Annotated in this window: 12 protein-coding genes; 4 read left to right on the forward strand and 8 right to left on the reverse strand. The window is 59.8% G+C overall.

The annotated features are described in order from the left end of the window. Positions 1-25: 25 nt before the first annotated feature. Entirely contained in the window at positions 26-1231 is a 1206-nt protein-coding gene (locus HPT27_RS03900) for a Bcr/CflA family multidrug efflux MFS transporter (protein WP_235950842.1), read from the reverse strand. Positions 1232-1455: 224 nt separating this feature from the next. On the opposite strand from HPT27_RS03900, the gene HPT27_RS03905 reads away from it, so the two are divergent. Further along, positions 1456-2559: a response regulator gene (locus HPT27_RS03905; protein WP_172239228.1), complete on the forward strand. Its 1104-nt coding sequence runs from the start codon at positions 1456-1458 to the stop codon at positions 2557-2559. Between the two features lie 55 nt (positions 2560-2614). Then, positions 2615-5548 (forward strand): hybrid sensor histidine kinase/response regulator, encoded by a 2934-nt coding sequence (locus tag HPT27_RS03910; RefSeq protein WP_172239231.1) that lies wholly within the window; start codon positions 2615-2617, stop codon positions 5546-5548. A 98-nt stretch (positions 5549-5646) separates the two neighbouring features. Here the strand turns inward: HPT27_RS03910 and HPT27_RS03915 are convergent, their stop codons facing one another. Together HPT27_RS03915 and dtd are read right to left on the reverse strand one after the other, a co-directional pair. Beyond that, entirely contained in the window at positions 5647-6531 is an 885-nt protein-coding gene (locus tag HPT27_RS03915) for a substrate-binding periplasmic protein (RefSeq protein ID WP_172239234.1), read from the reverse strand. Between the two features lie 116 nt (positions 6532-6647). Next, positions 6648-7085 (reverse strand): D-aminoacyl-tRNA deacylase, encoded by a 438-nt coding sequence (gene dtd / locus HPT27_RS03920; protein ID WP_172239237.1) that lies wholly within the window; start codon positions 7083-7085, stop codon positions 6648-6650. Between the two features lie 75 nt (positions 7086-7160). Between dtd and HPT27_RS03925 the strand changes: the two genes are divergently transcribed. Further along, a complete protein-coding gene (locus tag HPT27_RS03925) occupies positions 7161-7787 on the forward strand; it encodes a CehA/McbA family metallohydrolase domain-containing protein (RefSeq protein ID WP_172239240.1) in 627 nt (208 codons plus the stop codon). Between the two features lie 193 nt (positions 7788-7980). Continuing rightward, positions 7981-8325, forward strand: coding sequence for a hypothetical protein (locus HPT27_RS03930; RefSeq protein ID WP_172239243.1), 345 nt, complete (start codon positions 7981-7983; stop codon positions 8323-8325). A 210-nt stretch (positions 8326-8535) separates the two neighbouring features. On the opposite strand, the gene pip is transcribed toward HPT27_RS03930, so the two are convergent. The 5 genes from pip to typA all read right to left on the reverse strand — a co-directional run bounded on the left by pip (position 8536) and on the right by typA (position 13008). Then, positions 8536-9510, reverse strand: coding sequence for a prolyl aminopeptidase (pip, locus tag HPT27_RS03935; RefSeq protein WP_172239246.1), 975 nt, complete (start codon positions 9508-9510; stop codon positions 8536-8538). A gap of 125 nt (positions 9511-9635) precedes the next feature. Further along, complete coding sequence (locus HPT27_RS03940) at positions 9636-9779, reverse strand: hypothetical protein (protein ID WP_172239249.1); 144 nt, start codon at positions 9777-9779, stop codon at positions 9636-9638. A 150-nt stretch (positions 9780-9929) separates the two neighbouring features. Continuing rightward, a complete protein-coding gene (locus HPT27_RS03945) occupies positions 9930-10283 on the reverse strand; it encodes a hypothetical protein (RefSeq protein ID WP_172239252.1) in 354 nt (117 codons plus the stop codon). Between the two features lie 2 nt (positions 10284-10285). After that, the gene (locus tag HPT27_RS03950; RefSeq protein ID WP_172239255.1) at positions 10286-10720 is read right to left on the reverse strand and encodes a DUF4399 domain-containing protein; all 435 of its coding nucleotides are present in this window, start codon (positions 10718-10720) and stop codon (positions 10286-10288) included. Positions 10721-11187: 467 nt separating this feature from the next. Next, positions 11188-13008 (reverse strand): translational GTPase TypA, encoded by a 1821-nt coding sequence (gene typA, locus HPT27_RS03955; protein WP_172239258.1) that lies wholly within the window; start codon positions 13006-13008, stop codon positions 11188-11190.

Raw genomic sequence — 13008 nt, forward strand, 5'->3', positions numbered from 1 at the left:
TGCGGCGATGGCGATGAGAAGCGGCTCAATCGTGAGCCGGTTTTTTCAGCAGCACATAACTGCACAGCCACGCCATGGCGACGCAGACAAAAATGACCGTGGCCATCGCTTGGGGTCCACGCGCCGGCAGCAAGCTGCCAGGCAAGCTGCTGACCACGCTGGCGGCAATGGCGGCAAAGAAAAACTGCAGCGTACCGAGCAGCGCCGATGCCGTGCCGGCGCGCTGGCCGAACGGTGCCAATGCGTTGGCGCTGGTATTGGGCAGCGTGATGCCAAGGCTGGCAACAAAACCAAACAGCGGTAGCGCTACGGCCCAAATCGACGGATTGGTCCAGAATGCGGCCACCGCCAGCAGCAAACCAAAAACCAGCGCCAGATGATTGCCGACCCGTAGCACTTGCGAAGTGCTGTACTTGCGCAGCAGATGGCGATTCAGTTGCGACATGCCAATCAAGCCGGCGGCATTGCTGCCAAAGACCCAGCCGAAATGTTCTGGCGGTACGGCGAAATAATCAATGAACACAAATGACGAACTGGTGATGTAGGAAAACATTGCGGCGTGGGCAAAGCCGCCAACCAGCACGTGGCCGTAAAACTGCCGCTCGCGCAGGACTTCGGCAAAGGCCAGCAGCAGCGCTTTCGGGTGCAGTGATTGCCGCGCCGTGACCGGCAAGGTTTCGCTCAGGTAATGCCAGGTCGCCACCGCATTGGCCAGACCGAACACGGCCAGCGCGACAAAAATGAAACGCCAGTTGCTGACGCTGAGCAGCCAGCCGCCGACCAGCGGTGCCAGGATCGGCGCCAGCCCCATCACCAGCATCAGCAGCGAGAAAAATCGCGCCGCTTCGTTGGCAACAAAACGGTCGCGAACGATGGCGCGGGTGATCACCAGCCCGGCACAGCCGCCCAGCGCCTGCAGAAAGCGCATGACAATCAGCCACTCGATGGACGGCGCCAGCGCGCAGCCGAGCGACGCGGCGACAAAAATTGCAATGCCGACATAGAGCGGTGGCTTGCGACCAAAGCGATCGGCAACCGGACCGTACAGCAGTTGGCCAAAGGCAAAACCGAGAAAGCAGGCGGCCAAGGTCAGCTGGGTATGCGCCGGGCTGGCCTGCAATTCGCGGGCGATCTGCGGCAACGCCGGCAGATACATATCGATAGCCATCGGGGCAAACGCGGTCAGCGCACCCAGCACAAACAGCCAGGAAAGGGGCAGACGGTTGGACATAAAGCGCAGGGACCGGCAGACGGAAATGGCCGGCATTTTACCGGTTACCGGCCGGGCTTGCCGGCGGCCGGCGCCGGACTCATGTGAACGAGTCTCATAAGCAGCATCTCGCGAGCGCCGGCCGAACATGACAACGCAGCGGCCGGTACAGCAGGAATCCGGCCGATCATCTATGTTTTGACAGCAACTGCCTGCGCGGCGGTCATTTCAATTGAGGTCGGGTCATGAGTCAGCAGTTGTCAGCGCCCTCGCCAGGGCCTAGCGTCATCCGGGTGATGATTGTCGACGATGCGCCAGAGAACCTGCTGCTGTTGCAGGACATGCTCAGCCAGCACGGCTGCGAGGTAGTCGCCTTCGCCAGTGGCGCGCAGGCGCTGAAGGCGGCCAAGCTGGAACCGCCGGATCTGATCCTGCTCGATATCACGATGCCGGAAATGGATGGGTATCAGGTCTGCGAAACACTGCGTGCGCATCCGCGGCTGGCCAACACGCCGGTGATTTTCCTGTCGGCGCTGGGTTCAACCGAAGACAAGGTGCGGGCGTTTCAGGCCGGTGGCGTCGACTACATCACCAAGCCGTTTCAGTTTGAAGAAGTGCAGGCGCGCATCAACACGCACTTTCGTTTGCATCAATTGCAGATGCAGCTGGAGTTCCAGAATCAGCATCTGCAGGAGCTGGTCGAGGCCAAAGCCAAACAGTTGTCCGAGTCGCAGCTGGCGACCATTTTTGCCCTGGCCAAGCTCGCCGACAGTCGCGACGGCGAGTTGAGTTTCCGGCTTGACCAAATCCGGCTCTACTGCAAGCTGATTGCCGAAACCTTGCGGCTCGGTTCGCCCTACGCTGATGAAATCAATCCGGAATTCGTCACCCTGATCCAGCACGCTGCGCCGCTGCATGATATCGGCGAGGTGGTGGTGCCCGAGGCAGTGCTGCTGAAGCCGGGCAAACTGACGCCGGAAGAATGGCAAGTGATGAAGAGTCACGCTGAAATCGGCGAGCGGACCTTGAATTCGATCGCGGCGTATCATCAGGACAACGCCTTCATCCGCATGGGCATCGAGATTGCCGGTGGTCATCATGAGCGTTGGGACGGCAGCGGTTATCCGCGCGGCCTGGCTGGCACTGACATCCCCTTGTCGGCACGTATCATGGCTGTGGTCGATGTCTATGCGGCGCTACGCTCCACCCGTAGCTACCGGACCGAGCTCAGCCATGCTGACGCTGTCGCCACCATCACGGCCGCCGCCGGCAGCCAATTCGATCCGATTGTCGTCGCGGCCTTTGTCGAACTGGCGCCGCAATTCGAACGCATTCATGCTGGACTGTGATCATCTGCAAGAGGTTTGCTTTGAGAGTTGACCGCGCTGGCATGGGTGCCGTTTGATGAACAGTTTGCTGCGCCGATCACTGGCGACCAAAACCCTGCTCTGGGTGCTACTGACCAGCGCGGTGCTGACTGGCATCACCACCTGGTTGACGGTTGAGCGCGAACGCAGCCGGATGATCGAGGCGGCGCGCATCGAGGCGCGCAACGCGGTCAACGGCAGTGTCAGCGCGATGGCCGGCGCCGTCTGGGCTTATGATGAAAAAACCCTGCAAGCGATTCTCGATGGCCTGACGCTCGCTACCACGATCCAGTCGGTGCAGGTCGATAGCAGTGATCTGGATCTGCAATCGGCGCGCGACGGTGACTACCAGAAAGTGGATGCGCGCTGGACCGTACCATTGCTGGCGCCGGATGGCAGCCGAAAAATCGGCGTCGTTGAAGTCAACGAATCCTACGCCAAGCTGCAGCAACTGATGTCGGACCGGCTCACGGTGCTCGCGGTCACAGAAGCACTGAAGATGCTGATCCTGACCGGCATGCTGTTTGTCATTGTTAATCTGTTGATCACCCGACACCTGCGCACGCTGGCCATTGAAGTGGAGCAGCTCGCTGCCGATCCCGATTTGCAGCAAGTGTCGCTACCGCGCGCACCGCGAACCCGGTCAGACGAGCTCGATATCGTGGTCAGCGCGGTCAATCAGTTTTCGCTGGCACGGCGCACCGCCGAAGTGGCGCTGCGCGAACTGAACGCCGAACTGGAGCAGCGCATCCAGGACCGGACGCTGGCCTTGCAACGCAGCAATGAAGATCTGGCGCAGGCGCGTGATGCTGCCGACGCCGCCAGCCAGGCCAAGAGTACGTTTCTGGCCAACATGAGCCATGAAATCCGGACACCGCTCAATGCCATCATCGGCATGTCCTATCTGGCCGAGCGTACCGCGCTCAGCGTACAACAACGCGGCTACATCGAAAAAACCCGAACGGCCGCCGAATCGCTGCTCAGCATCATCAACGACATTCTGGATTTTTCCAAAATCGAAGCCGGCAAGATGGAGCTGGAGCAACAGCCGTTTCTGCTGGCCGATGTCATCGATAAGATCACTGCGCTGGTGGCATTCCGGGCCCATGCAAAAGGCCTGGAATACCTGCTCGATGTCAGTGCCGACACGCCTGCCGGCTTGATCGGTGATCCGCTGCGGCTATCGCAGGTATTGCTCAATCTGTGCAACAACGCGATCAAATTCACTCAGCAGGGTGAAGTGCTGCTGCGCATCGAGCCGAGCCGGCTCTCACCGAATGCTGCTATGTCGGTGCGACTGCGTTTTGCCGTCCGTGACACCGGCATCGGGCTCAATGACGTCCAGCGCAGCCGGTTGTTTCAACCGTTCACACAGGCCGACACGTCCACTACCCGGCAATTTGGCGGCACCGGTCTTGGTTTGGCCATCAGTCGCCAGCTGGTCGAATTGATGCACGGCGAGATCGGCGTCAACAGCGAAGCGGGTGTCGGTTCCGAATTCTGGTTCGAAGCCGATTTTGGGTTGGCCACGGAGTTGCAGGTGGAAGCGGCGCGCCGTTTGCCGCAGGCCGAATTGCGACTGCAGGTGCTGGTGGTGGACGACAATCAAAGCGCTCGCGTCATCGCCACCAATCTGCTAGATGTGCTGGGCTTTCCCTGCAAGGCGGTCGACAGCGGTCGCCAAGCCTTGCTCGAATTGCAACAGGCCAGTCAGTCCGGTCGACCCTATGATTTGGTGCTGCTCGATTGGCGGATGCCGGAGGAAGACGGCCTCAGTGTGTTCAAGCAGATTCGCGCCGATAGCCAATTGAGTGTGCAGCCGAAAGTGATTCTGTTTACCGGCAGTCGTCAGGATGAATTGGCAGAAGCCGTCGACGCCGCCGGTTTCGATGGCTACCTGAGTAAACCGGCAACCTTGTCCGGCTTGCTCGACAGTATTCTGACTGCCTGTGGCAAGCAGGCGGTCGCCAGGGATGCACTGACCAAAGAAGACAATGGCAATCGCTGGCGCGCGCTACGCGGCAAGCGTGTGCTGCTGGTTGAAGACAATGAACTGAACCAGCAGCTGGCAATGGAAATTCTGGTGGTCGATGCCGGCATTGATGTCACGGTCGCGCGCAGCGGCCGTGAAGCGGTAGATTTACTGCGGCAGCAACCGTTGGCATTTGCTGCGGTGCTGATGGATATCCAGATGCCGGAGATGGATGGTTATGAAGCGACCCGGCAAATTCGCCAGCGCCTGCATCTGACCAGCCTGCCCATCATCGCAATGACGGCGCACGCCCTGCAACAGGACCGCCAGCAATGCCTCGCGGTTGGCATGAACGATTTCATCAGCAAGCCGTTCATCCCCGACGAGTTGTTCGAAACACTGAGTTGCTGGCTACGGCCGGAGGCGAACAGCGGTGCTGGCCGTCAGAACGGTGTGGTTCATCAAAACGGCGTCGCACCTCAAAATGGAGCGGTTCATCACAACGATTCTGTCCAGCACAATGGTTCGGCTGCTGGCAAGACCGATAGCGCCAGCAATGACAGAAATGCAAACGGTGCAGAAAAAAACGCCAGCGCGAGCGGTGTTGCCGACCCGCGTACCGATGAGCCCGCCATCGCTGGCCTCGCCGATTTACCGCGGCTCGATCCGGTGCTCGGCCGCAGTCATTGCAACGGCAAGGAAAGTCTCTATCGCAAAGTGCTGCAGTTGTTCGTCGATACCCGCGCCGAAAGCGGCGACGAAGTCGCCAGCGCGCTGCAGCAACAGGACTGGACTACGGCGACGCGCACGGCGCACACGGTCAAATCGGTATCGGCAACGCTCGGTGCGCGTCGGCTGGCGTTTATCGCTGGCGAACTGGAGCTGGCATTAGCCAATCGCAATGCGGAAAAAGTGCCAGTGCTGTTGCAGGCCTTCCGGGAAGAACTGAGTGCAATGCTGCAACAAAGTCGTGACTATCTCGCGAGCGAAGTCAGTTGATGCGGGATGCCGAATTGGCGGTAGTGCTTGAAAGGTCGGTAGCCATCAGGACGCGGGCGATATCGCAGTTGTGACGGACGTCAGTTTGCGCAGTCGAGTCATGGCTTCGAACGGTTCTTGGCCGGGTCGCTCTTGGCTTGGTCGTTCTTGGGCGAATCGCTTTTAGGCAATTCGATCTTCGGCAACTCGATCTTTGGCAAATACTGCAAGCCCAGGCGCGCACTGCTGCCATCGCGGGCGGCTTCAGCAATCGTCTTGCTGAGCAGTGTTTGCAGCGCGTCGCTGTAGTCGGGTGCGCGGCTGACCATGAAGTAGAAACTGACTTCGCTGTGGGCCCAGCTTGGCGCCGGCATCACGGCGATGCGGCCGCTGCTGAATGCGTCGTACAGGCCAATCAGTCGATAGCCTTGTACGAGTTCAAGATTAATCGGCACCAGATCGCAGTTGCCCTGCTCCAGCATGCGAATCACTGCCGGATACGATTTGGCTTCGGTGTTCAGTGCGGGCAACGGCTGGTTGTCGTTCAGATCGTAGGCGTAGCCAAATTGCCCGCAGGCCCGGTATTGGCGCAGATGCGCCGCTGTTGGCAAGCTCGGCACCGGGCGGTCGCGGTTGTAGAGATAACCGACGTGAGTGCTGTAGTGACTGCTCGGGAAGCGGAATAGTTTTTCCCGTTCGCTGACCTTGACGCCATCGAGCACCAGATCGTAATGGCCGCCGGCCGCTTCACTGAGACAGCGTTTCCACGGCAGCAGCCGGTACTCGGCGCTGCGGCCGGATCTGCCCAGCAGCAGATTGAGCAGATCGATGTTGTAGCCGGTGACGACAGTGCTGCGTTCGCCGTTTTGGCGCTGGTAAAACGTGTACGGCGGCCATTCGTCTTCATCGCCACAGACCTGCAGCCGCGCCGGGACGTCGGCAGCCGTGGCCAATATTGGCAAGCCGGCCAGCAGGGCCAGCCACAGCATTCGAAACCGTTTCATTGCGCGAACTCCAGCTGCCCGGCAGGCAGTGTTGATCCGCGTTAACTAAAGATGATGATTCAGCATTCTGCAATGCGACGCTGGCGCCAGTTGTCGGTTGCCGGCATCGGTCGGTGCTAGCTGCGCAGCCAGAACGTCGCCGGGCCGTCGTTGACCAATGCGACCTGCATGTCGGCGCCAAAACGGCCGCAGGCGCTGGCCGGGTGCAGTGCCTGCAGTCGCTGCCAGGCATAGTCGAACAATTGTTTGCCGACGGCCGGGCTGGCAGCGTTGGAAAAGCCGGGTCGCAGTCCGCTGCGGGTGTCGGCCGCCAAGGTGAATTGCGGGATCAGCAACACGCTGCCGGCGATGGCGCGTACGCTACGATTCATCTTGCCGGCCTCATCGCTGAAAATGCGATAGTCGAGCAGACGATTCAAAAACCGATCGATATCCGGTTCGCGATCATCCGGTTCGGCGCAGAGAAAAATCAGCAGGCCGCGATCGATCGCGCCGAGCACGACGTTATCAACGCTGACCTGGGCGGAACTGACTCGCTGCAGCAAGGCGATCATGACATGAGGTCCGAAACGGGCGGCCAAGCTGGCTGGCCGCGGGGCATCTGTCGCGACAGACAGGAGGTGAGGATTATGACACGAGCCGACAAGGGTCCAGCAACGGTGCCAAGCCCGCTGGCGCGCCTGCGCGAGTGGTTGCCGATGCTGATGTCGGTGCTGGCGTTTACGGTATCGCTGACCTCGCTTTACTACGCCGCGCTGCGCGATGGTCAGGTCATCGCGATGACCGGACCGATGCTGCTGCTCAGTCATGATCCGCTGACCGGGGTCGGCAATGTCAGTGTCGCGGTCAATCTGTCGAATACCGGTGCGCGTTTGGTGACGGTAAAACAATTGCAGCTGCAGGTCACCGGGCCCGATGGCAAAACGACGGTGCGTCTGCCGGCCGTCGCCCAGCAAAAACTGGCCGCCGATGGCGAGCCGAAAGATGATGTCATGACCGCGCCGATCACGCTGGCGCCGCGCAGCGAAACCTCGCGCCAGTTGCGCTTTACCATCACGGCGAAAGATGCCGAGCACTTCGCGTTTGTCGAGACCGGAAAATACCAGTTTCAGCTGTCACTGCAGTTGCTTGATGGCCAGCGGGAGGCTGAGCACTGGGTGCTGGATCTGTCAGAAACGGAAGCCTACCAATTGACGTATTGGCGCGGCTTGAATATCGGCAATACCCTGGCTGTGCTGAAAGCCGAGTCGCCTTAGCGAGCGCATTGCCTGTTCGCGCTCAGCTGTCTTGATTCAGCCCGTACTCCGTAGCCTGGATGCAGCGCAGCGGAATCCGGGACCGTTTCGCGCCCACTCGCACCTTCCCCGGATTCCATTTCATTACATCCGGGCTACGCTAGCTGCAGTTTGGGTTGACGATTTCTTTCGAAGTTTTTGATCGGAGTTGGAGATGATAGGTCGCCTGATGGATTCTGCTGGTTACTTTATGCAAGTCGCCATGCCGGTTGGAATTGGGTCATTTCTCGCGCTTGTTATCGAGTCTGGCTGCGGGCGTGGCGCTAATATTTGTAGCTCAGAAATTGTGTATCAATTGACGATTGGGTACACCTTATCGGGGTTTGGTACGGCTGTATTGTTTGGTATGTTGATCAGATACTTTGTTATTAAGGATCTGCATAAAGTAGTTTCCAGGAAAGGCGCTGCTATCGAAGCAGTTATCGCTATATCTGAGATCTTCGTCGGCTTTGTATTGCTAACGACAGGTGTGTTGAACATTGTTTTGAAATTAAGATAATGACGTGCTAGTGAGCGTATCTGTTGAATTCCACCTAAAGCAGATCCGTGTCTCCCGTCGAATACTGACGCATGAGAAGCGTTTGTCGGGCTGCCATTTTTTTGAATCGTGGCGTCACCGATATTGGGCAGTTCCTGATGAAAATCACTTCTTCAAATGGATCAGTTCTAGGTGAGCGTCAACATTCATTTCAATAACAAAGCGGTCGCCTCAATCCGCCACTTCCGGCGGCTGATGGGTCAGTTGTCGATACAGCTCACGGGTGGCGTGGATCAGCGCATCAACGGTGGGTGCTTCGGTGGCGACGTGGCCGGCACCGCGTACGATCAGTAACTCGCTGGCAGGCCATTTCGCTTGCACGGCCCAGGCATTGGCGAGCGGGCTGACCATGTCGTAACGGCCGTGCACCAGAATGCCGGGGATGCCGGTGAGCGCGGACATGCGCTCCAGCACTTGGTTCGGTTTCAGAAAATAGCGGTGTTTGGCGTAGTGGCAGGCAATGCGGGCGACCGACAGCGCGCGGTGAATGTCGTGATATTGCTCGCGCAGATGATTGTTCTCGTAGAGCGTGCGGATGCGGGCGGCGTAGGCGCTCCAGGAACGCGCGGCGGCCAGCCGGGCGATTTCATCTTCGCCGGTCAGCCGGCGGTAATAACCATCGATGGGATCGTGGCGTTCCGCTTCTGGCAGGTAGCGCAGAAACTGGGTCCAGGCATCGGGGAAAATCTGCGCCGCGCCGCCGCCAAAATACCAGTCCAGATCGCTCGGCCGGGCCAGAAACACCCCACGCAGCAACAGACCCTGCACCCGTTCCGGAAATTGCTGGGCATACAGCAGCGCCAGCGTGGCGCCGAACGAGCCGCCGAACAACACCCAGCGATCCACGGCCAGCGCTTTGCGCACCACTTCCAGATCGGCGATCAGATGCTCGGTGGTGTTGTGCTCGACACTGGCGTGCGGCGTGGAGCGGCCGGCGCCGCGTTGGTCGACGAGAATGATGCGGTAATGGCGCGGATCAAAAAACCGCCGCTGACTGCCCTGACAACCGGCGCCGGGGCCGCCGTGCAGCACCAGCACCGGCAGCCCGGTCGGCTCGCCGCATTGTTCGACGTACAGCACATGGCCGTCGCCGACATCAATTCGGCGTTCGTCGTAAGGGCGAATGTCGGGGAACAGCTCCAGCATGATGGGGCTCCGGGCCTTCACGGTGCCGGACAATAACGGCCTATCCGTGCGCTATGGCGTGCCGTGCGCGATGACGTGTGCCAGCATTGTCGCACAGTCGCTGGTCGGTACCAGAGCCGACGAGCTCAGCCTTGCTGCCGGTCTTGCGCGCGCAGTCGGCGCCAGATGAAGCCGCCAAGCACGATCGGGATCAGGAACAGAATCAGCAGGCCAATCAGGCTGAACAGACCGACTTCGGTCGCCAGCAATTCGTGTAGAAGCACCGACATGGCAACACCCTCGCAGTGATGGTGCGGCCAGTATCAGGGTAGTCGACGGCGGCTGATTTGACCCTGCGCAAGGTAGGGGAATCCAGCCATTCACGATCACCCGTTGCTGTGCATCGCGGCTAAGGTTATTGCGGCTCGGGCTATTGCCGCTCAGGGCGTTGGCTGCTGCTCGACCACCGTTTCGCCATCCTTGCGGATGATGACGATGCCTTCCGGCAGGGGCTTGGCATCGAGGCCCTTGGCCTTGCGGACCGTGGCGTAGGCAATGTCGGCGCATTCCGGGCCGCCACCGTCGCCAACGCACATGTCGTATTCCCGGGTCAGCTCCTGCAGCACCGTGGTCTGCTCCGGCGGCGGTACCGCGCCAAACAGCATGCCAATGATGTTGACCGGGGTCTTGATGGCTTGCTTGGCGGTGCATGCGGCCAGCCCGCTGAGCAAGGCAGTGGCCACCACGGCAGCCATCAGCGGAGTGTTCAACACAGACAGCGGTGAGCGACGCATGATTACTCCACGGTAATGGTGATGGCTTTGGACAGCACGGTCGGCTGATGCGGGATATGCGACTTGTCGCCGAGCAGCAATTGCAGCGTGTGCTTGCCGGGGCTCAGCGTCAACACGGTTTCGGTTTGGCCGCCGCCGAAATGCTTGATCTGATCGGTGGCCGGCAGTGGTTGATCGAGCGCCGGCAACGTTGCCATGTCTATCAGCAAATGGTGATGGCCGGTATTTTCCTTGTCGAGCCCGGCCGGTGCCACGCCCATGCCGCTCAAACCAAAGCGCACCGTCACCGGGCCTTTGATGTGCTCGCCGTCCTGCGGCGAAATGAAATAGAGCGTGGCGTTGGCCGGAGCCGTTGTCCGCGGCAGGTCGGCGGCGTGGCCACTGAGTGCGAACGTGGCGGCCAGGCCGGCCAGCAAAACGGTGCGTAGTGCTTGCATGGGTGAGCTCCTTTCCTTGTGGACCGTATGGGGCCTGTTGTGGGTCTGTTTGTAGTCCTGTTTTGGTCCTGTCGTAGCCAAGACAAACCAAGACAAACCAAGACAAACCAAGACCAGACAATGACGGTGGCGCGCCAGCCGACAACATAACGGAAACACGCAGCGTGTACAGGCATTCTGGGCCGGGCTGCGGCCAATAGCAAACCGCGGTGTGGTGAGCGCGATGCAGAACATGGCCTGAGGTAAATGGCCGGCAAGAAATGCTGTTGGCTTGGTATGGGTTTACGAGCCTGCTCGCCGCTGCCGCGATCAGTGCCGAGTGCCTTGCTGGAATGCGCGCGCATGTCACAGCTGCGCAATGCGACGTCGCGGTTAACCGGCGCAATAAAAAAAGGCGACTTGCGTCGCCTTTTTTTTTGCTGCCACGGTTTCCGATCCGTGCTGGCCTCGGAAACCGTGAATCGCGATCAGTCTTTCGCGGCGCGGTCAGCACGCTTGCGCTCGTGCTCAAGCAGGAAGCGCTTGCGGACCCGAATCGCTTTTGGCGTCACTTCGACCAGTTCGTCGTCCATGATGAATTCCAGCGCCTGTTCCAGCGAGAACTTGATCGGCGGCGTCAGGATCAGCTTTTCATCAGCGCCGGCCGAACGGATGTTGGTCAGTTGCTTGCCTTTCATTACGTTGACGACCAGATCGGAATCACGCGAGTGAATACCGACCACCATGCCTTCGTATACTTCGGTGCCGTGCTCGACAAACAAACGACCACGTTCTTGGGTGTTGAACAGCGCAAACGCTACCGCCTTGCCCATGCCGTTGGCGATCATGACACCGTTGGTGCGGGCGGCAATGGCGCCGGCGGCGGCCGGACCGTAATGGCTGAACGAATGGTAAATCAGGCCGGTACCGCGGGTGGCGGTCATGAATTCGGTCTGGAAGCCGATCAGGCCACGCGCCGGGATGACGTAATCGAGACGAACCCGACCTTTGCCGTCCGGCATCATGTTTTCCATCATGCCGGAGCGCTCGCCGAGCTTCTCCATGACGGCGCCCTGATTCTCTTCTTCGACGTCAACGGTCAGCGTTTCGTACGGTTCCTGGCGGACGCCATCGACCATCTTGAAAATCACTTCCGGACGCGACACGCCCAGTTCAAAACCTTCGCGGCGCATGGTTTCGATCAGGATGCCGAGGTGCAATTCACCACGACCCGAAACGCGGAATTTATCCGGATCATCGGTTTCTTCAACGCGCAGTGCCACGTTGTGGACCAGCTCGCGCTGCAAGCGGTCACCGATCTGACGCGAGGTTACGTACTTGCCATCGCGACCGGCGAACGGCGAGGTGTTGACCTGGAAGGTCATGGTCACGGTCGGCTCGTCCACGGCGAGCGGCGGCAGTGCTTCGACGCAATCCTGGGCACAAATGGTGTCGGAAATCTGCGGCGTTTCGATACCGGTGATGGCAACGATATCGCCGGCGCTGGCCTCTTCCACTTCGGTCCGTTCCAGACCCATGTAGCCGAGCACCTGACCGATTTTGGCGTTGTAGGTTTTGCCTTCGCGGCTGATCACGGTGACCTGTTGGTTACGCTTGACCTTGCCGCGGGTGATGCGGCCGATCGAGATCGCGCCGACATAAGACGAGTAATCCAGCTGCGACACTTGCATCTGCAGCGGGCCGTCCATGTTCACTTTTGGCGGCGCGACGTGACGGACAATGGCGTCGAACAGCGGGGTCATGTCGCCTTCGCGCACTTCGGCTTCGAGACCGGCGTAACCGCCGAGTGCCGAGCAGTAGATGACCGGGAAATCGAGTTGCTCGTCATTGGCACCGAGGCGGTCGAACAGATCGAACACTTGGTCGATGACCCAGTGCGGACGCGCGCCCGGACGGTCCACCTTGTTGACCACGACGATAGGCTTCAAGCCGTGCTTGAAGGCTTTCTGGGTGACGAAGCGGGTTTGCGGCATCGGGCCGTCAACGGCGTCAACGACCAGCAGCACCGAGTCGACCATCGACAGAATCCGTTCGACTTCACCGCCAAAGTCAGCGTGGCCGGGGGTGTCGACGATGTTGATGCGGTAGTCGTTCCAGCGAATCGCGGTGTTCTTGGCCAGAATGGTGATGCCGCGTTCTTTTTCCAGCGGGTTCGAGTCCATGACCCGTTCGGTCGGAGCGGCGCGTTCGCCCAGCGTGCCTGATTGTTGCAGCAGTTTGTCGACCAGCGTGGTTTTGCCATGGTCGACGTGAGCGATGATGGCGATATTGCGAAGCTTCTCAAGCAC

It is taken from the genome of Permianibacter fluminis (assembly GCF_013179735.1).
Taxonomy (GTDB): Bacteria; Pseudomonadota; Gammaproteobacteria; order Enterobacterales; family Permianibacteraceae; genus Permianibacter; species Permianibacter fluminis.